13 protein-coding genes and 1 CRISPR repeat array are annotated in these 21,359 nt (G+C 41.4%); of the genes, 6 read left to right on the forward strand and 7 right to left on the reverse strand.

From position 1 onward, the window contains the following. The first annotated feature begins 176 nt into the window (after positions 1–176). Positions 177–1,496: a lipase family protein gene (locus tag CHA01nite_RS17450; RefSeq protein WP_146943736.1), complete on the forward strand. Its 1,320-nt coding sequence runs from the start codon at positions 177–179 to the stop codon at positions 1,494–1,496. A 172-nt stretch (positions 1,497–1,668) separates the two neighbouring features. Beyond that, positions 1,669–6,104: a CRISPR direct-repeat array (repeat unit 47 nt; unit sequence GTTGTGAATTGCTTTCATTTAATCGTATCTTTGGGATACAACACAAC). A gap of 58 nt (positions 6,105–6,162) precedes the next feature. Here the strand turns inward: CHA01nite_RS17450 and cas2 are convergent. Genes cas2 through cas9 form a run of 4 tightly spaced genes read right to left on the reverse strand, consistent with a single transcriptional unit; the run spans position 6,163 to position 12,341 of the window. After that, a complete protein-coding gene (gene cas2 / locus CHA01nite_RS17455) occupies positions 6,163–6,501 on the reverse strand; it encodes a CRISPR-associated endonuclease Cas2 (RefSeq protein WP_146943738.1) in 339 nt (112 codons plus the stop codon). A 47-nt stretch (positions 6,502–6,548) separates the two neighbouring features. Then, positions 6,549–7,442, reverse strand: coding sequence for a type II CRISPR-associated endonuclease Cas1 (cas1, locus tag CHA01nite_RS17460; RefSeq protein ID WP_146943740.1), 894 nt, complete (start codon positions 7,440–7,442; stop codon positions 6,549–6,551). A gap of 19 nt (positions 7,443–7,461) precedes the next feature. Further along, the gene (locus tag CHA01nite_RS17465) at positions 7,462–7,980 is read right to left on the reverse strand and encodes a DUF6155 family protein (protein ID WP_146943742.1); all 519 of its coding nucleotides are present in this window, start codon (positions 7,978–7,980) and stop codon (positions 7,462–7,464) included. 23 nt (positions 7,981–8,003) lie between these two features. Further along, the gene (gene cas9 / locus CHA01nite_RS17470; protein WP_146943779.1) at positions 8,004–12,341 is read right to left on the reverse strand and encodes a type II CRISPR RNA-guided endonuclease Cas9; all 4,338 of its coding nucleotides are present in this window, start codon (positions 12,339–12,341) and stop codon (positions 8,004–8,006) included. A gap of 105 nt (positions 12,342–12,446) precedes the next feature. Between cas9 and CHA01nite_RS20960 the strand changes: the two genes are divergently transcribed. Further along, a complete protein-coding gene (locus CHA01nite_RS20960) occupies positions 12,447–12,578 on the forward strand; it encodes a hypothetical protein (protein WP_262712151.1) in 132 nt (43 codons plus the stop codon). Positions 12,579–12,717: 139 nt separating this feature from the next. Here the strand turns inward: CHA01nite_RS20960 and CHA01nite_RS17475 are convergent, their stop codons facing one another. Continuing rightward, entirely contained in the window at positions 12,718–13,395 is a 678-nt protein-coding gene (locus CHA01nite_RS17475) for a YceI family protein (RefSeq protein WP_146943744.1), read from the reverse strand. A 1,125-nt stretch (positions 13,396–14,520) separates the two neighbouring features. Between CHA01nite_RS17475 and CHA01nite_RS17480 the strand changes: the two genes are divergently transcribed. Then, positions 14,521–16,644, forward strand: a complete 2,124-nt coding sequence (locus CHA01nite_RS17480) for a Tex family protein (protein WP_146943746.1) — start codon at positions 14,521–14,523, stop codon at positions 16,642–16,644. Positions 16,645–16,824: 180 nt separating this feature from the next. Here the strand turns inward: CHA01nite_RS17480 and CHA01nite_RS17485 are convergent, their stop codons facing one another. After that, positions 16,825–17,001: a BF3379 family histone-like protein gene (locus CHA01nite_RS17485; protein WP_146943748.1), complete on the reverse strand. Its 177-nt coding sequence runs from the start codon at positions 16,999–17,001 to the stop codon at positions 16,825–16,827. Positions 17,002–17,357: 356 nt separating this feature from the next. On the opposite strand from CHA01nite_RS17485, the gene CHA01nite_RS17490 reads away from it, so the two are divergent. The 3 genes from CHA01nite_RS17490 to CHA01nite_RS17500 all read left to right on the forward strand — a co-directional run bounded on the left by CHA01nite_RS17490 (position 17,358) and on the right by CHA01nite_RS17500 (position 19,463). Then, positions 17,358–18,179, forward strand: a complete 822-nt coding sequence (locus CHA01nite_RS17490) for an alpha/beta fold hydrolase (RefSeq protein WP_146943750.1) — start codon at positions 17,358–17,360, stop codon at positions 18,177–18,179. 170 nt (positions 18,180–18,349) lie between these two features. Continuing rightward, positions 18,350–18,571, forward strand: a complete 222-nt coding sequence (locus CHA01nite_RS17495; protein ID WP_146943752.1) for a hypothetical protein — start codon at positions 18,350–18,352, stop codon at positions 18,569–18,571. Positions 18,572–18,617: 46 nt separating this feature from the next. Further along, complete coding sequence (locus tag CHA01nite_RS17500) at positions 18,618–19,463, forward strand: transporter (RefSeq protein ID WP_146943754.1); 846 nt, start codon at positions 18,618–18,620, stop codon at positions 19,461–19,463. Positions 19,464–19,875: 412 nt separating this feature from the next. Here the strand turns inward: CHA01nite_RS17500 and CHA01nite_RS17505 are convergent, their stop codons facing one another. Next, positions 19,876–21,192, reverse strand: a complete 1,317-nt coding sequence (locus tag CHA01nite_RS17505) for a PQQ-dependent sugar dehydrogenase (RefSeq protein ID WP_146943755.1) — start codon at positions 21,190–21,192, stop codon at positions 19,876–19,878. Positions 21,193–21,359: the final 167 nt, after the last annotated feature.

Genomic DNA, 21,359 nt, shown 5'->3' on the forward strand with positions numbered 1-21,359 from the left:
GAAGCCACTTCTGAGTACAAACACTGACGCTATACTTTGGTTGTTTCTACCTAACCTTTACTTGATTTTTCTCCCTTCCTTTACATCAGTTCCCCGGAAGATTTTACCGCAGGTAAAACGGTACAGGAAAGAACAATCAATGGCTTTAATTTAACCCAACTAAAAACTTTTACCTCATGAACAATCCAACATTAGACGCTTACCAGCAGGTATTTGCAATGGCCTGCATCGTAGGGCGTGCCGCCGGTTACCACGGTCCGGAAACCCTGCTTCAGCAACAGCTTCAGCAAGACCTTTCTTTTTATCTCAGCGGCGTTCCGCCTGTGGATCCCATCAAATCGGCTTCTACCGCCGACCCTTTGGTGACGCCGGTTTTAGGAAACTGGAAACTGGTATGGGGACCGGCGGTGCTTGAAGAAGTGATCAACGGCGTTCCGACCGGTGTTGCCGACAATTCGCTGTTTGTTGCCCAGTGCGATGCCGTGGCATTTCCCGGCGGTACAGTAATGCCCGCTTATGTGGTGGCGGTTGCCGGAACCAATCCCGATTCCCTTTATGACTGGGGCGATGAGGATTTTTCGGTTTCCACAGTCGTGAACTGGAATACCTACGATCCGTCCGGCTTTACCCCGTCGCCTTATGTGGAAGGTACCCCGTTTATCTCCAAAGGGACGGCAACCGGCATTCAGAACCTTCTCGGAATGATTTCCCCGGATGCGGCAGCCGCTCCCGGCACCAGCCTCGAACAGTTCCTGACCGGTGCAAAACCCCAACCGGATACGGCTGTGATTTTCTGCGGCCACAGCCTGGGCGGTGCCCTGTCTCCGACCCTTGCGCTTTACCTGAAACAGAAAAATGACCTGGATGCCTTTGCACTGACGCTGGTGTATCCTACCGCCGGACCGACGCCCGGGGAAGCCAACTTTTCGGAACTATTCAACACCACTTTCCCCGCACTGCCCTCCGGGTGGGAGCCGCAACCGCTTCCCTACCAGAGCTGGAACACGATGCACTGGAATTCCATCGATGTGGTTCCCCACGCCTGGGATACCACCGACCTGGAAAAGGTCGCCACCCTGTTCGGAAAATCGCCTCATTTCTGGACAAACTTCTTTCTCGACCGGTTACAGAAAATTGCCCTTAACGATGCCGCAAAATCCGGAGCGTCCTATACCCGGATCCGGAACAGTTCATTGACGGGCACCCTACAGTACTCGGACGGCAAGAATGCGATTAATGTTCCTCCCCTGAAAATGAAGGATTACATTTCCCAGCTCTTCGTTCAGCATGTGGATCTTTACCGCGGGGTGTCATTCGATCCTGCCGTTCCCGGCCTGATTCTCTCCCGGCCTCTTCCGCCACCGCCGGCCTCGGATCTCATCCCGGGCATCCGTGAGGTCACCCGCGACGAACTGGTCGAGACCACCTGCGCCCAGATCATCAGCTGGATCGCCTCCCGCGCCCTGGCCGCTGCAGAACCGCTGGCGAAAGTTTAAAAATAGAAACAGATTTACCAAATAAAAACCACCTGCCGGATGCGGCGGGTGGTTTTTGTTTAGCATATAGGAATTGGCAGACCTGCTGGTCTTGAACACCGGTTCTTTAATCATATCAATCGTTTTGATCCGGGTAAATTCTTACCGCTTCCCGTATCCCATTCTTTTTAAAATTCTGAATTGCTTTCATTCAATCGTATCTTTGGGATACAACACAATGGGTTCAAATCCCGTATTCTCCACAGAGCAGTTGTGAATTGCTTTCATTTAATCGTATCTTCGTGATACAACACAACATGAGGGCGGTAATATGCCGCCCTATTCTCGTTGTGAATTGCTTTCATTTAATCGTATCTTTGGGATACAACACAACCGTGGTAACCCGGCTCCTTAATCTCTTCCAGTTGTGAATTGCTTTCATTTAATCGTATCTTTGGGATACAACACAACTTAAAAACGTACGGGAAGTACACCTTCCTGGTTGTGAATTGCTTTCATTTAATCGTATCTTTGGGATACAACACAACAATGTTGACGAACCGGGAGTAAACATCCGCGTTGTGAATTGCTTTCATTTAATCGTATCTTCGTGATACAACACAACTTCTTTTAATTTCGTTTATACCTTGAATTCGTTGTGAATTGCTTTCATTTAATCGTATCTTCGTGATACAACACAACAGGCAGCCGGGAAAGCAACGACGTACGCACGTTGTGAATTGCTTTCATTTAATCGTATCTTCGTGATACAACACAACTTTCCTGATGGTGTGTGAGCATCTGAGGCAGTTGTGAATTGCTTTCATTTAATCGTATCTTTGGGATACAACACAACTCATGCTGCCAAGCCCTTTTGTGAAGCGTTGTTGTGAATTGCTTTCATTTAATCGTATCTTTGGGATACAACACAACCAATGACCCAAACGCTATCTACGATGATATGTTGTGAATTGCTTTCATTTAATCGTATCTTTGGGATACAACACAACCTCCTGTTGTACTGCCTGTATCCTTTCGTTGTTGTGAATTGCTTTCATTTAATCGTATCTTTGGGATACAACACAACGCGACTCTTTTGAAGGCGTACTTAAGTGTAGTTGTGAATTGCTTTCATTTAATCGTATCTTTGGGATACAACACAACCCACCTGTCATAAAGTTCTCGAATTTAGTTGTTGTGAATTGCTTTCATTTAATCGTATCTTTGGGATACAACACAACTTTTTGAACATATAAACGAACCACCCATACGTTGTGAATTGCTTTCATTTAATCGTATCTTTGGGATACAACACAACTACGCTTCTTAACTAATTGATAGACGGTTAGTTGTGAATTGCTTTCATTTAATCGTATCTTTGGGATACAACACAACGACGCGAGGGACTTAATCTCATTCCGGTTTGTTGTGAATTGCTTTCATTTAATCGTATCTTTGGGATACAACACAACACCTTCACCATATTGTAATCCACCAACACTGTTGTGAATTGCTTTCATTTAATCGTATCTTTGGGATACAACACAACATCATCCATGATGTAGAACTCTCTTTCGACGTTGTGAATTGCTTTCATTTAATCGTATCTTTGGGATACAACACAACATATAACGTCAAAGGTGATGAGATCAGAATGTTGTGAATTGCTTTCATTTAATCGTATCTTTGGGATACAACACAACTTTAAGGATAAAGTCAAACAGTCTTTCAGAGTTGTGAATTGCTTTCATTTAATCGTATCTTTGGGATACAACACAACGTAGGGAAAAGGGCGGCCGCTAAATCGGCAGTTGTGAATTGCTTTCATTTAATCGTATCTTTGGGATACAACACAACCCATTCGGCGAGCTCGTCGTCATCGTCCAAGTTGTGAATTGCTTTCATTTAATCGTATCTTTGGGATACAACACAACTTCGATGCACGAATGGCCGCTAACCGATGCGTTGTGAATTGCTTTCATTTAATCGTATCTTTGGGATACAACACAACTTCAAAGCCTTAAATTGCTCATCTTTCATGGTTGTGAATTGCTTTCATTTAATCGTATCTTTGGGATACAACACAACTCACCACCTTTTTGAAATGGCACATTCTGAGTTGTGAATTGCTTTCATTTAATCGTATCTTTGGGATACAACACAACCTAAACCGGTCAAGAACGGTTTTTAAATGTGTTGTGAATTGCTTTCATTTAATCGTATCTTTGGGATACAACACAACCCAAAAGTTCTTTTTTCATCCGTATTCCGTGTTGTGAATTGCTTTCATTTAATCGTATCTTTGGGATACAACACAACTAAATCAAAATTCGGCTTTGAACCGATCAAGTTGTGAATTGCTTTCATTTAATCGTATCTTTGGGATACAACACAACAATTTGACGTTATCTTCGGAGTCTGATCGAGTTGTGAATTGCTTTCATTTAATCGTATCTTTGGGATACAACACAACTTGATGATTCAAAGATACAAACACTTTTCTGTTGTGAATTGCTTTCATTTAATCGTATCTTTGGGATACAACACAACTCGCAACCAATAATCAACGCCTTTAATGCTGTTGTGAATTGCTTTCATTTAATCGTATCTTTGGGATACAACACAACCCAGGGCCGCAATGGCTAGAATAATCAATCGTTGTGAATTGCTTTCATTTAATCGTATCTTTGGGATACAACACAACCTTCCCGCTTAACCCCCTCGATGAAAGCGAGTTGTGAATTGCTTTCATTTAATCGTATCTTTGGGATACAACACAACAAAGGGAGAAATAAAAATCGCTCGTCATATGTTGTGAATTGCTTTCATTTAATCGTATCTTTGGGATACAACACAACCGTTAGCGATAAAAGACGTTTTTGTCATATGTTGTGAATTGCTTTCATTTAATCGTATCTTTGGGATACAACACAACGTATGATCGCGAATTATTACGCTGGGACAAGTTGTGAATTGCTTTCATTTAATCGTATCTTTGGGATACAACACAACTATTACGATAAAAGGCAAATCCGATTCTTTGTTGTGAATTGCTTTCATTTAATCGTATCTTTGGGATACAACACAACATACGGAAGGTAGTGCAGGGGATCTGTACTGTTGTGAATTGCTTTCATTTAATCGTATCTTTGGGATACAACACAACAAGTTTGCTCACAATAAAGACAAGACCGGAGTTGTGAATTGCTTTCATTTAATCGTATCTTTGGGATACAACACAACTGACCTGATCCACATACGGAGAACATTCTTGTTGTGAATTGCTTTCATTTAATCGTATCTTTGGGATACAACACAACGTCATAATTTGCCTCCCGGCCTAAACTAATGTTGTGAATTGCTTTCATTTAATCGTATCTTTGGGATACAACACAACTTTTGTTGTTCCGAATTATTAAATCCGTTGGTTGTGAATTGCTTTCATTTAATCGTATCTTTGGGATACAACACAACTTCACCGTAACAGGCCGTTTCCGCCTCATAGTTGTGAATTGCTTTCATTTAATCGTATCTTTGGGATACAACACAACTGAGCAATTGCAAAGCCGGCCTGCTCCGAAGTTGTGAATTGCTTTCATTTAATCGTATCTTTGGGATACAACACAACCGACATGGAAAACATTATACAAAGAATAAAGTTGTGAATTGCTTTCATTTAATCGTATCTTTGGGATACAACACAACAAATCTGTAAAGTAACATCCGAGATCCTGGGTTGTGAATTGCTTTCATTTAATCGTATCTTTGGGATACAACACAACTGGGTTTTCGGGTCATAATCGAATTCACTGGTTGTGAATTGCTTTCATTTAATCGTATCTTTGGGATACAACACAACTCGCCTTCCTGGATACCAACATATTTTCCGGTTGTGAATTGCTTTCATTTAATCGTATCTTTGGGATACAACACAACATCATTTAGTTTTGCAGCAAGAACAGAAGTGTTGTGAATTGCTTTCATTTAATCGTATCTTTGGGATACAACACAACTTTATGGTTTTATGTCAGTCAGTCAGTCAGGTTGTGAATTGCTTTCATTTAATCGTATCTTTGGGATACAACACAACATGGTTTATTTATGGTTATTATGGTTATTAGTTGTGAATTGCTTTCATTTAATCGTATCTTTGGGATACAACACAACTATGGTCAGTCAGTATATGGTTATGTCAGTGTTGTGAATTGCTTTCATTTAATCGTATCTTTGGGATACAACACAACTTATGGTCAGTCAGTCAGTCAGTATTTATAGTTGTGAATTGCTTTCATTTAATCGTATCTTTGGGATACAACACAACTATTTATGGTTTATGGTATGGTATTTATGTGTTGTGAATTGCTTTCATTTAATCGTATCTTTGGGATACAACACAACTTATGGTATTTATGGTCAGTATATTATTTAGTTGTGAATTGCTTTCATTTAATCGTATCTTTGGGATACAACACAACTGTGCCGTTTTGTGGCTGATTGGTTTCGTAGTTGTGAATTGCTTTCATTTAATCGTATCTTTGGGATACAACACAACTAACGATCTTAACGCACTTTTAGCATTTTTGTTGTGAATTGCTTTCATTTAATCGTATCTTTGGGATACAACACAACCTCAACATTTAACCCACTGAAATGCAGTGGGTTTATTTGTTATTTAGGATTAAAAAAATCAGAAGAGTTCGAGCTGCTGGAAGGTTGGAGGCGGTTCTTCTTTATTCCTGGCAAAGAAGATCTCAATATCGCCGAACTGTTTGTCCGTGATGCACATGATAGCGACTTTCCCGGCTTTGGGAAGCATACATTTGACGCGCTTGATATGCACTTCCGCATTTTCACGGCTCGGGCAGTGGCGCACATACATGGAAAACTGGAACAGCGTAAAGCCGTCATCGATCAGCGATTTCCGGAAACGGTTAGCGTCCTTCATATTGGCTTTCGTTTCGGTCGGGAGGTCATACAATACAATTACCCACATAATCCGGTATGCGTTAAACCTTTCGGCGTCCATATTTTTATTTGTAAAATGTACAACAATGTAAGAAGTAATTCAATTCATCAGATCAGTTCAGGATAAGAGATCAGCCGTTTTTCACCGGTATAGCATTTGTAAAGCGATGAAGCCGTGGTTTTCACCGCCACCAGCAATGGCCTGGTTTTATCATCGATGCGTACGTCCCTGGTTGCAATCTGCAGCATATGGGCTTTGAAATCTTTCGACAGTTCATCATTTTCAGGATGAAGTTTAAGCCACTGCATGACCAGCAGATCGACAAATGGCCGGTAAGGCTCCATCAGGTCGTCGGCCAGGCAGTACGGATTGTATTTGTTCTTGTGAAAAATCCCGAGAACCGGGAGCAGTCCCGTTTCTACGATCGCTCTGGCCACAATACTCCGGAGCACCGCATAGCCGAAATTGAAGAACGGGTTGGGCGAATCCCCGAAACGCTGCCTCAGGAAATCCAGGCTGATCAGGTATTTCCAGTAATGCTGGGCGGCAATGCCTTCCATATTTGTACTGTCTCCTGATTTTACATTGCGCTGGTATTCCAGCATCGGTTCGTAATAATTCCCAAGCTTCATCAGGACATTTTTCTGATTTTCGATCTTGCACTCCACCGTCTGTTTCCAAAGCTGTTTTTTCAGCGGTTCACTGGCTTCCAGCTGATCCTTCACCCGGTCCGAGTGCTCGGTATGCCCATACAACGGAAGCATGATCCCGTGCGGCAGATGATGGGCATCACAGCTTACAACCACCACATTATTCCCCATCATTTTCTGGATCAGGTTGTGCGAGACGGTGATCTGGTAATGATCCAGCATCAGAAGTCCCAGGTCTTCAACAGGTACACTCCCCTTTTCCGTTTTCGTTTCCGGACAGAGGATTTTCAGCTGCTCGTCCTTGAGCTTAAGGTAAGCAGGATTGCCGATGTAAATGGAGCGGGTGATCATGGTTTTTAGCTTTAATTATTTAATGATAATATTCATAAAAAATTTCTCTCATATCATCCGCAAATCCATATCCGCAGTACTCCGACCACTTGACACATTGTTCGGCACGGTCTTTAAAATCGTCTAGCAGATTGTTCTTTTTTAAAAATACCAGTGCTGCTTTGTAATTATTAAATGTACCATTATAAAATTGTTCGGAAAAATCCCCGAACAGGGCAGTCAATTCACAGGCACTCTCAGGTAAATATAACATGACGTCCGCCAGGTATTCCGGTGACGGCTGCAGATTCTTAAAATCTGAAATTGCCCGTTTTGCCACAGAAAACTTTTCGGTACTCCGCATCGGATTTTCCACATTGAATTCTTTGCGGATCAGCCTTTTGTATTTTTCCGCCAGTAGTTTTTCGTTGGCCGGATTAAGATAAAACTTATAAAACTCCTGAACTGAACTGTTTTTTTCATACAGATCCAGGATATGTTCGATGAGCTTTTCTTTGTTAAGTTTTTGAAGTTTTTTTTTGAGGGCTGTTTTAGACATAATTAAGATTAAATTAGTAATGTTTAATATTCTCCTACTTCGACAATATCTCCAATATGGTTGAGACGGACTTTTACAATATTCGCTAATGGATTAGTGCTTCTGACACTTATATATGCGACATCTCTAAGCTGTGACTGTTCTTCAACATTTGTTTCCAAATGATTTCTAAACATATAATTTTTTGTTGCCAGCTTTTGCACCCTAAACAAATTTGGACTTATCTCCTTCTTATTTTTTACATCTAACAAATCAACTTCCTTCGGATTAAATCCTGTTTTTTCATTCGGGAAAACAAAGTATTCATTCTGTTTCATGGTGAATAAAAATTGCCATCCTATTCCTTGATTATAATTTTTATCAATTACAGGTTCTCCCGCATTTACGAGTTGAACAGCATCAAACAACGACACTACTCGTTCCTGTAAGCTTCCTTTTTCATCACGGTAAATGGCAACGTGATGATTATTCCCTGTACTCACAAAATCAACCGGAATAGGCTTGCCGTTTTTATCTAAAATTTCGTTTCCAAAATGGTCTTTTTTGTAATGCAAAAATTCGGCATTTTTCACACCTGAAATGGTGACTCTTTTAATTGAAATACCTTTTGCTTCATCGAGCCAGATCGGATTTTTTTCTAAATCGGAAAATGCTTTTTTCGGATCGTTTCCAAACTTTTTTAAACGGTTTTGTAAAATTCTTTTTACCCCTTCGTCCAGGATTTTTTCGATGGTCTTTACATCTTTAAAGTTCTCCGGCGTAATGTCTTTTCGGAAGGAATAATCTTCTTCCAGCCAAGTCAATTTTACTGTTTCGGGAAGAACTTCGGTTTTTTCTTCATTCAGATAAATTGGACTTTTGCTCAAAACGTTTTTTCCGGCAAATGCTTTTTTAGGATCGTTATCATTTTCTGAAAGCCTTTGAAGCAATAATTTTCTATAAATTGGATTGGCTACTTGCTCGATGGTTTGCTTATCAAACTTCGCACTTATTTTTTCTTCTTTATTCACGTAAAACTGGTATTTTCCGTAAACAGTTTCTTTGTGCAATTGCCCTCTCGGTGTCAATTCAACTTTCGTTTTTCCGCCGTTTTTAGACTTGGTTTTATTTTTGTTTTTGGTGACGACTTTATTTTTTGCCTTGTGCGAAACCAGAATATTTTCCAGATGTTCTTTGGCTACCTGCCGGAAATTGGGAATGGGTAATCTAAAAACTCTTTTTTTGTTGCCATCATCATCCGTTTTGATCTCTGTTTCTGCATTTTCAATACCAATAATGCTGTTATGAAGTTTATGAAATTCATTTTTTCTTGCATTCAGGAAATTCAGGTATTGAATATGGCTTTGCTTGGTGAAAGCTACCGTTAAAGCATCCATTGCATGATGACGATGATCATTCCTTTTGCTCCAGTCTACAATGCGTTCCTTAAAACTTCCATCTTTCTTTTCTACCATTTCTGTAAGACCCAAAGCTTTGAATTTTTCAAAATTCAATTCCTGCATAATATTGATAAGATCCCAATCTTCTCGTAACCTTGCAGTTACACTTCCCGTAGTAGGTGTTACAGTCCTGCAAATGTCATATAAAAGATTTCTCGACTTTCTGGCAATATACTGGCTATCACGCAAATCCCTTTCGATGAAACCATCACCAATTTCCGATTCCTGCTTCAGTAATTTCTGGTACTTGGCTTTGGAAATTCCCTCTTCCTTATTTTTCTTTCCCTGTTCAAACAGCATTTCAATTCTTGACTTAAAATTTTCGATACCGGTTTCTCCGAATTCTTCTGAAATATAATCAAAGGCAGTTCTGTTTCCTTTTTTCAGGTTATCCTTTCTGTAAACCACTGTCTTATTTGAAAAACTGTCATCAAACAATTTAGACTGAGGGATAATATGATCAATATCAATCTGCTTACTGAATAAGATTTCTCTAGGGATATATTCATTGGTATACAGGTCTTTATAGCCGGTACCTTTCAGTTCTTCATATAGCCGATACCTGATGATATCATTTCTCGTTGGATTTTTAATATGAAACTCATTCTGAAGCAATTTGAAAATTTTTTCATGGGCGATCTTCGATGCATTGATATTGGAAGTCATTTCCCTGCGTTCTTCTGCATTCTTTTTCAGATCACGTGACAGCTCCACCCGAATTTCATCAAATCTGAAATATTCCGTAATATTTCCTTCCTCATCTTTTTTGCTGTTGGTTTCGATGATTGTGTTGATGACGTTCACCAGTTGATTGAGAATTTTTTCAACCACTGGATTTCTTAAACTGTTCTTTTTGAGGAGTTCCAATTTGTCTTTCAACGGACGATTGGCGATTTCTTCTTTGGTTAAGGACGCAGCGGAATGTCTGTAACCCGCTTGCAGACAAGCTTTATCGTAAGTTACTTCTTTGATATGCGGATAAATTTTCCGCATCGCTTTGCTACTTAGATTTCCGTAATCATCAGAAAAAGCAACATTCGCCAAAATCTGTGAATGTTCTTTTTTGAACCCAAATTTTTCTTCCAGCAATCTGAACAAAGTATCATTTCCAGTTTTAGAATCATCTTCCTGATACGAATACAACAAATGCCAAAGCTGATAGGAAGCCTGTTTTTCAAAATCTTTTCCTTCTAATTCTGCATCAAATTCTAAAATTTCCGTGTTGATATTCAGCACTTCAAAAATACGTCTGATCATATCTTTAATTTCTGATACAGGTGCTTTCAGCTCTGAAACGTCAATATCATCTTTACCTTGCAGGGTAAGCAAATCTTTATCATAGCCTTCTGACTCCAGAATTTTCAGAAAAGCATCATACAGAATTTTATTGGTTCTGTTACCTTCCAATTCTGAATAATTCAATTCCCAATCAGAAGATCTGTAGCCTAAAATTTCAATAATTTTTGCCGATTTCAGATTGCCTTTGATGTTTAACTCATCAAATAATTTCTGTTTGGCTTCCAAATCAAATACAAAAATTTCCTTTTCTTCTTCAAATAAGGTTACAGTGGTTTCTTTTGCAACCCTCTTTTCACTTCCTTTTTTTCTGACCAGAACATTGTTCAGAACCTGCCAGATTTTAAACTCCTGAAATAATGGTGATGATTTGGGAGCAACTTTTAAACCGATGGTCCTTTTAACAGTTTGTCCGTTTTTTTCAATATCTATTTCTTTACTTTCAAATTCACAAAAGCTCACTAAACCTTTCTGCGACTTTAATTTTCTTTGATAAAATATGATAATGTCACGGATTTCAATTTTCAGTTTTTTGGTCAATTCCGGATGAAACTTCGCTTGCATTTCCCATATTTTTTCAAATTCATCCAAATAATCCTGACGATAAAATACCTGATTTTTCAGTCTCGTATGCGGATTTTCTTTCAGTTGTTCATACAGATATTGCCCTACCGTTTGGTTATTGAAATACAATTCTTTGCTTCTATCGCTGATAGCACCCAGATATCCGCTGGAATTATTCAGATTATTGTTGATTTCGGTAATCACAAAAGCGACTTTATCTTTTTCCAATTGCTTCTCGATTGCTTCACTTCTCCACAAATACGCTTGCAATTTTTTTTCTTCTCTCGATTTTGCTTTATTTTCTGCCGTATTAAATCCATATTTCGCCCAAAACATCGCAGAAGTAGCTCGCTGGCCTTTACCTTTTAATTCCATATAAAATTCATCTGTCAGAATTTCAGGATAAAACTGCTTCTGGAAATTCCAGACTTTATCAAATTCTTCTTGTAAATCTGAACGATAAAAATCCGGCAAATACTTTTTTCCTTCTTTTAATAATTGATAAGCTAACTTACCTGGTGTGAGATTTTCTTCATAGATTTTTTTTGCAACTGCCATTCCGTCAATAATTTGACCTTCACCTTCATTTTTGGCCTTACGACTACTTTTGTAGCCTCGTTTTTTATTAATAGCTAGGAAAACTCTTGCCAATGCTTCTTTATTAATTTTCTCTAAAACCGATTTCGCACGTAAATGCCAAGTTTCAAAAGTTGTTTGCTTTCCATCTTCAGCCAATATCGAATTCTCCGAAATAATATTTGCTTTTATTAATACCTCTATCAAGTTTTTTCTTCTTAACTGATAGCGGTCAAGTGTTCTTCTGGCTCCGCGTTTCAATGTTCTTCCTGCATTTGGAGAAAGTCCTCTTCCAGAGGCAAAATCATCTTTAGGACTTTTAGATTCTGTAACCTTTCCTGATTTATCTACTTTATCAAAATTGTCATACTGAATTATTCGAACACCAATTTTTTTTATTGATGATTGTTCAGGCGAATTGCCTTCAGTAACATGAGCAAATCCAATGGAAGTTGTTCCCAGGTCCAGTCCAAGTATATGTTTAATCATAATGTATCAGTTTTTAGAAATTGCATAAATGTAAAAAGAAAAAAAGGAAGTTTTTTACGGGAATCCAGAAAAGGATTAAAAAAATATTTTCTACATTTGTATATGAAAGCAATTCACAATAAGGATTATTCCGTTGTGAAAACATTTGGGTCGCCTCTTGTCCATAATCAGGAGGCTTTTTTATGCCCTGCCGTTTCGGAATGCGGAGAGCACGATCAATACGGTGACGGATAAAACCTGACGGGTTTCGTTTTTAGTTGTGATTAGAGACTGTCTGCAGATCCGGCCGATCTATTTAATCAAACCAGTACGGAAAAGCATACAAAAAGCCACCCCAAAAAAGGAGCGGCCTACAAGATTAGATCTAACAATATTATTTTTTCGCTTTTACGTCTACGGCGATTTCGATGTCTTTGCTGATCATCCATTCGGCAGGATCGGTTTCGGAAGTTCCGAACTTGATGCCCCAATCCGCTCTGTTTACGGTAAATTTAGCCTGTACGGAAGCAGCGTTTTCCATTACGTCTACTTTAGCCGGGAAGGTCACGTTCATTGTTTTTCCGGACAGGGTAAGGTTTCCGCTTACGGTTTTGTTGGCTCCTGCCACCGCGTCTTTAGCTGGCTCTTTAAGATCGGTTACGCTGGTGATTTTGAAGTCGGCCGTCGGGTTTTTAGCCGTATCGAAGAAATCAGGATTTTTAAGGTGAGCCTCAAGATCCGTGTATTTCTTGTCTTTTTCGGTTACGGAAGCCGGGTCTACTTTCAGGGAGTTCATATCGATCACGAAGTTACCGGCGGTAACGTTTCCGTTTTCAACGCTCAGGTCTCCGGATTTTACCATTAAAGTTCCCCAACGCGGCGCCATTCCCCCTTTGTGGAACGCTTTCCAGTTTACCACAGATCCCACGGTATCTACCGGCAATACTTCCCCTTTGCTTTCCGCTACGGTTTTCTCGGTAGACGTTGCTGCATTTTCAGCCGATTTGTCTTTGTTACACGATGCGGCAAGCATTCCTACAGCTACCAATGCAATAACACTAAGTTTTTTCATATTATTTATTTTATTAATGAGTTTAAAGATTTTAAATATAAGCAAAATGAAAGATCCCACAAGAATTTTCATTTAAAAAGCCAAAGATAACAACTTCCCTACTCTGTTTTCTTAACCTACATCAATAAATGAAAACCGAACATAAATTTTACGGGTAGCTGATAAAGATGCTTCCTGGCTGGAATGCGCAAAGTCGCCATTTTCTTTAAAATAATAATGTTTAAAGACGACAAGAATTTGACGCGGTCAAATTTTAATGCTGCTGAAATTGTTTTTTTATAAGATCTGTTTTCACAATTAATCAGCGTTCTACAATTTTATTAAAGATAAGCGCTTTGTGCCTTTGCGCATTCCAACACCTCCACACTATGAATCCCTTACACCTGCTACGCAAGATTCACCGTTCACCCTAAAAACCACCCTGTCAAAAATTCCCTGAATTTTCGACACCCCTCCAAGGGAGGGGAATTGCGGTGAAGGGAATTTACATCAGACTTTTGGTTGGGTTGGAGTACACAAAAGCACTAGGTAATTGGATAATAATGCTGTTGATCGGTGTAGAAATCAACGCTGTCAAATATATATTGTTAAAATTAATATTCTATAATTTCTTTTCTTTAAAATCGATTTTCCAAAACTGCCAGTATTCAGAAACTTGGTGTGCTCCTGTAAATGAAATGGCTTTGTGAAACTTGAAAATGTTATGTATTAAAAAAAACTCCGTATTTTATGTCTTCAGGCAAAAACTTCTTTAAAATTCACATTTCACTATTTACTTGCAGCGCAAAATTCACCATTCACCAACCCACCCCATCAAAAATTCCCTGAATTTTCGACCCCCCTCCAAGAAGGGGAATTGCGGTGAGGATTTCAGCGGTACGCCATTTTATCAGAGGTAAAAACCCTTGCGTCTTTCCCATGAACAGCAATTAAAATCCTTTCGCGCTCTTATGCATTACAATCCTTACGTTACATATAAAATTGACAATTCACCATTGACAAGCGAAGCATATTGACCATTGACCATTCACCTGCAGCGCAAAATTCACCATTCACCCTCCGGTTTTCCGTTTATTCAGTCCTACTCTTACAAAAAGAATGTATTTTAGCCGTTTAAAATTTCAGATGAACACCGTAACCTATATCCGACAATCCCTCAATATATCCGAAAAAAGCATTGACGCTACGCTGAACCTCCTGGCGGAAGACTGCACCATTCCTTTTATTTCCCGATACCGGAAAGACCGTACCGGCAATCTGGATGAAACGCAGATCGAACAGATCTCAAAACTGAACAAACAGTTTGAAGATCTCGTTAAAAGAAAGGAAAGTATCCTCAAATCCATCGGGGAGCAGAATGCCTTAACGCCTGAACTGCAGCAGCGGATTGAAGAAAGCTTCGATCTTCAGGAACTGGAGGACCTTTACCTGCCTTTCAAAAAAAGAAAAAAGACCAGAGCGGATGCGGCCAGGGAGAAAGGGCTGGAACCTTTAGCCAAGATTATCATGAGCCAGAAAGCGCACGATGTACGGTCTCTGGCTTCAAAATACCTGAACGATCACGTTTCTTCCGAAGAAGAGGCCTTGCAGGCTGCCAGGGACATCATGGCGGAATGGATCAACGAAAATATGTACGTCCGGAAAAACCTCCGCCGCCTCTTCCAGCGGAAAGCGGTGATTACCTCCAAAGCGGTAAAAGCGAAAAAAGACGATGAAGAAGCGCAGAAATTCTCCCAGTATTTCGAATGGGAGGAAAACCTTAACCGTACACCTTCCCACCGGCTCCTGGCCATGCTCAGGGCAGAAGCCGAAGGCTTCGTGAAAACCAATGTGGGAATCGACAGAGAGGAAGCCCTGGAATTTATTGAAAAAGCCATCATCAAATCCGACAATGAATCATCGGATCAGATTGCATTAGCGATTAAAGACAGTTATAAGAGACTGCTGGAACCGGCCATTTCCAACGAATCCCTTCAGGAAGCGAAAGAGAAAGCGGATAAAAAGGCCATTGAAATCTTTTCGGAAAACCTGACCCAGCTGCTATTGGCTCCCCCATTGGGCGAAAAAAGGATCCTGGCCATCGATCCCGGATACAGAAGTGGCTGTAAGATCGTCTGCCTCGATGAAAAGGGCGATCTCCTGCATAACGAAACCATTTATCCGCACGCACCGCAGAACGAAACCGGAATGGCCATGAAAAAGATCCGCTCCATGGTGAACGCCTATAATATCGAAGCCATTTCCATCGGAAACGGAACGGCGAGCCGCGAAACTGAATTCTTTATTAAAAAGATTGCCTTCGACAAGCCGCTGCAGGTTTTCGTGGTATCGGAGGCCGGTGCTTCGGTATATTCGGCGAGTAAAATTGCAAGGGACGAGTTTCCAAGTTATGATGTAACGGTCCGCGGTGCCGTTTCCATCGGCAGAAGGCTGGCCGATCCGCTGGCGGAACTCGTAAAGATCGATCCGAAATCCATCGGGGTCGGACAGTACCAGCACGATGTGGATCAGACGCAACTGAAAAACGAACTGGATTCTACGGTGATGAAATGCGTGAATGCCGTCGGCATCAACCTCAACACGGCCAGCAAATCCCTGCTGAGTTACGTTTCGGGAATCGGAGAAAAAATGGCTGAAAATATCGTGAACTACCGGACGGAAAACGGCGCTTTCGAAGACCGGAAGCAGCTGAAAAAAGTACCGCGGTTAGGTGAAAAGGCCTTTCAGCAGGCAGCGGCATTCGTTCGGATCCATCAGGCAAAGAACCCGCTGGACAACTCCGCCGTTCACCCGGAAGCCTACGGAACCGTCGAGAAAATGGCAGAAGATCTGGGCATAAAAACCAACGAACTGATTGCCAACAAAGAGAAAATTGCCCTGATCCGGCCCGAAAAATACATAACGGAAGACATCGGGATTTTAAGCATCAAAGATATCCTGAAAGAACTGGAAAAACCGGGGCTCGACCCGAGGAAAGCCGCTAAAGTCTTCGAGTTTGACCCGAAAGTCAAAAGCATTAAAGACCTGAAAACAGGAATGATCCTTCCGGGCATCGTCAACAACATTACGGCTTTCGGATGCTTTGTGGATCTTGGCATCAAAGAAAGCGGACTGGTCCATATCTCCCAGCTGAAGGAAGGTTTTGTATCGGATGTGAATGAAGTGGTAAAACTCCACCAGCACGTTCAGGTAAAAGTAACCGATGTGGATGAAGGAAGAAAAAGGGTTCAGCTGAGCATGATCCTGTAAAAGGTGAATGGGAATGGTCAATCCGCTGCGCTTGTTAATGGTCAATGGTGAATATTCAACTTTGAATTCACCATTCACCTGCAAAGCAAAATTCACTATTCACTATTCACTATTCACTATTCACTATTCGCCACTGACCATAAAAAAAACCGGCTTTTTGAGCCGGTTTTTTTAGAACAACTATTTTTTTGCTTCTTCAACAGAAACTTTTCTGAAATCCTTGAACAGTTTGCTAAGTTCCAAAGCTGATTTACGGGCTCTTGTTCCCGCTGCCTTGTTTCCTTTTTCTACTTGTTGGTTAGCTTCAGCTGTGAAAGCTTCAAATTCCGCGTTGATTTTTTCAATTAGTTCTTTCATTATTTCAAAAATTTAGGCTGCAAATATAGGTTTTATGGGAATTCCAGCCTAATGGTGAAGAAAAAATTTATATGAATTCGTACAGAAAACAGGCTTTTATTGGAAATGATCCATGTTTTATCCCTCAAAAAACGGATGCCGGCAAAAAACCGGTCAAAAAGGGTCGTCATGATAAGGAAATCCTTTTCAGGTAAGGCACCCGGTTTTTTAGCTTTAAAATTTTAATCAACAGCTTCAGAATTTTTCATCAAACCGTACGAAATTAACCCAGGTCAATTTTTGTCTTATGCCGATGTCCTACTTTTGTCAAAGAAATAAACAACAAAACAATTAATCGAAACAAAAAATTTACAGCTATGAGTACACTTACATTAAAAGACGGAACAGAGATTTTTTACAAAGACCAGGGGCAGGGCCCGGTGCTGATGTTTCACCACGGATGGCCTTTGTCATCGGACGACTGGGACGCACAGGTCATCTTTTTCCTTCAACGCGGATACCGGGTGATTACCCATGACCGAAGGGGCCACGGAAGGTCCAGCCAGAATATTTACGGCCACAACATCGAACAATATGCTTCGGATGCCGCCGAACTGGTCCAATTCCTGGATCTGAAAGAAGTGATTCATATCGGACATTCCACAGGCGGAGGCGAAGTGATCCGCTATGTTCACAAATATGCCAACGGAAGAGCGAAAAAGGCCGTACTGATCAGTGCCGTACCTCCGGTGATGGTGGCCGGTGAAAACAATCCGGATGGGGTCCCAATGTCGGTTTTTGATAACATCAGGGAACAGACAATGAACAACAGGCAGCAATTCTATATGGATCTTACCATTCCTTTCTACGGCTACAACCGGGAAGGTGCCGATATAAAAGACGGTATCCGGAATAACTGGTGGAGACAGGGAATGATGGGCGGTATCGTTGCCCATTACGACGGCGTAAAAGCTTTTTCGGAAACGGATTTTACAGAGGATCTGAAAGCGGTGGAGATTCCGGTATTGGTACTGCATGGTGAAGACGACCAGATTGTCCCTTATGAAAATTCAGGACTGAAATCGGCAAAACTGCTGAAAAACGGCAAACTGATCAGTTACCCGGGGTTTCCGCATGGAATGCCGACCACAGAAGCAGATACCATCAATAAAGACCTCCTGGAATTTATACAGGCGTAATTTCTTTTTTAATACAATATAATGCGGGTCCATGAGATCCGCATTATATTTTGGTACCACTTCGGGCATATTCGGGGCGGTATGATCATTTTATGGCTCCGTTTTTGTGTTGACTTTTTCAGAGCCTTCTGCAGTGGCTCATTGATTTAAAACACCAAAAAAATAGAAATATGCAATTTATCGAATTTAAAAAAGAACATTTTATCCACGACGAAGAACAGAACTGTTACTATCTTGAAATATCCAAAGACGAGGTGGGTTTTGACGGCATCAGGATACAGCAGAAAAAAGACGGTCACCTCTCGGATGACATCGATTATGATGTTATCGACCATCCTACACGCATCCGGGTCGTGGTGAAAACACCGGAAGACATCAGGGTCAATTTCTGACCTTCTTTTACTACCGCTTAATCCATGCAATCCCGGAAATCCAGCCATGAATAAAAACCAACGCTTTGCCGTGCTGCTAGGCAGCATGCTCCTCATCCCTGCCGCTTACCGGGGACAGGAAAATCAGGAGAAACATTATTCGCTTTTCAATCCTGTTCCGGAATCCCTGATGAGGGAGATGGAGACTGACCGGCCGGACGTTACGGAATCGGCCTACACGGTGGACGCCGGACACTTCCAGTACGAAACCGACCTGATCCGGCTCGAGAAAGAAAGATCTGATTCCCGGGAAGTTTCTACGGTACTGGTTAATCATGGAAACCTGAAACTGGGGATTACCGGTTCAACGGCCATACAGATCGGCTTCGAGACTTACGGGGTGCAGCGGGAAAAAGACCTGTCTTCAGGAAATATCCGGAGAACCGACGGATTTGGAGACATCAATGTAAGGATTAAACAGAACCTGATCGGAAATGATCATGGGAATTTCGTTATGGCCATTCTGCCTTATGTTAAATTCCCGACTTCCGGATACGATGATGAGAGCCGTTTTGAAGGAGGGCTGATTGTTCCGATGATGTATAAATTGCCGGGCGAATGGAAACTCGGATTCCAGGTGGAAGTCGACCGCCTGAAAGACCTGGATCTGCCGGCCATGCATACCGAACTGCTGCAGACCCTGACGCTCAGCCATTCCATTGCCAAAGGAGTCGACGGGATAGCGGAAACCTATTACACCTATGATTTCAAAGCCCACGAGCTGTCCAATTACATCAACGCAGCCATTGAGGTCGATATAGCTAAAGATTTTAAGATGGATGCAGGACTGAATTACAGGATCCAGCATCAGGCACAGAAACATTATTTTGTCGGTTTATCTTACCGACATTAACGACAGCAAGTTAGACGCTGAAATTACCTGAATAACCGTATGATCAAGTATGGAAACTTCAGAAAAGTTTACAATAAAACAGGCAATCCGAAAGACTGCCTGTTTTTATTTACGTGAATTCGCCTGTATTCAGCTTGTATTCAAATATTTAATCAATTCAAAAGCAAAATTAAGGCTTTATCAATCAGGATATCAAATAGAATGACTTCTTGTAGGATAAATCAATGGTCCATACCTCTGACAGGATTTTATCGTATCCTGTAATAAGCCGTTCCTTCATGACTTTAAGATAATACAAAGATCTCCGGTCCTATTTTGATCTAATAAACTTCCGGCATCCTGCTTCCCTCTTCCAGCCTTTTCATCCGTATTCTTCTTCGAGTTTACCTTATTTTATTTAAATGAATTAAAACTATTTTTTATTGTACGCCACTCTCCAGACGATGCCGCTTACATCATCGGCTACCAGTAACGACCCGTCTGCAAGCTGAAGCACGCCGACCGGTCTTCCGTACACATCCCCTTTCGGTTCGTTGGCAATGAAACCGGTGAGGAACGGCTGGTAAGGACCCGAAGCTTTTCCGTCTTTAAAAGAAACGAAAGCAACCTGATATCCGGCCAGTGACGATCGGTTCCAGGATCCGTGCTGTCCGATGAACGCGCCGTCCTTATACTTCCCCGGAAACTGTGCGCCTGTATAAAAGGTAAGTCCAAGCGATGCGGTATGGCTACCCAACGGGACATCCGGAACAATGGTTTTTGCTACCAGGTCCGGTTTTTCCCCTTTTCTTCTCGGGTCTTCATTTTTTCCGAAATACGCATACGGCCAACCATAAAAGGCGCCTTGCTTCACCCCCGTCAGGTAATCCGGCACAAGCTCGTCACCCAGTTCATCCCTTTCGTTCACTACCGTCCAGAGTTCCCCGGTTACCGGGTTCCAGCTCATACCTACCGGATTTCTGAGACCTGCGGCATAGATCTTCTCTCCTTTTCCGTCCGGGCTTACTTCCAGGATATTGGCTCTTCTGATTTCATTTTCCATTCCGTTTTCTCCGACGTTGCTTCCGGATCCTACGGAAATATAGATTTTAGACTGGTCTTTGCTGGCAATCAGGTTCCGGGTCCAGTGGTTGTTGTAACCGCCCGCAGGAAGGCTTACGATTTTTTTTCCCGGCTGTGTAATTTTAGTATCTCCCAATTTATATGGGTAGACCCACACGCCATCGGTGTTGGCTACGTAGAACTGGTTGCCGATGATCAGCATACCATACGGCTGGTTCAGGTTGGCCAGAAATACGGATGAGGATTCCGGGATGCCGTCTTTGTTGGCATCGCGGTACATCAGGATCCTGTTGGCCGATTTTCCGCCGACTTCCGCATCGCTTTTGCCACTGATGTCGTTTTTGATTTTCTCGGAAACCGATCGCTCAGAATTGGAAAGGACTACAAAAATATCGCCGTTCTCAGCCTGGATCATGTTCCTCGGGCTCTTGATGTTCTCTGCAAAACGGGTCACTGTAAATCCTTCGGGAGCCGTTGGCGCTTTATCTTTCGGCCAGCCGATGACATTGCTGAATTTATTTTTGGAAGCTTTTTCATTGGGCGGCGGAAGCTTTAGGGTATCGGTCTGGGTAACGGCGGTATCGCCTGATCCTGTTCCGTTGGATTTGTTCTTGTCCTTACAGCTAAACAACAATAAAGCTGCTACCGGCAGTAGATAGTTTTTCATAATATTTCGATTTGTAAATTTTTAAGTGATCTGCCAAAAAGTTACAAAAACCGTTCCTTAAATAAGGCACTTATCTGGCGAAGCGGCAGACTTATGGGAAAGACTTTCCTTATTTAAAAATTAAAATCAAGTTTGGCACTAAAATTATTAATTATTCCAGAGTCATC

Origin of the sequence: Chryseobacterium hagamense, assembly GCF_007991455.1 — a bacterium.
Taxonomy (GTDB): domain Bacteria; phylum Bacteroidota; class Bacteroidia; order Flavobacteriales; family Weeksellaceae; genus Chryseobacterium; species Chryseobacterium hagamense.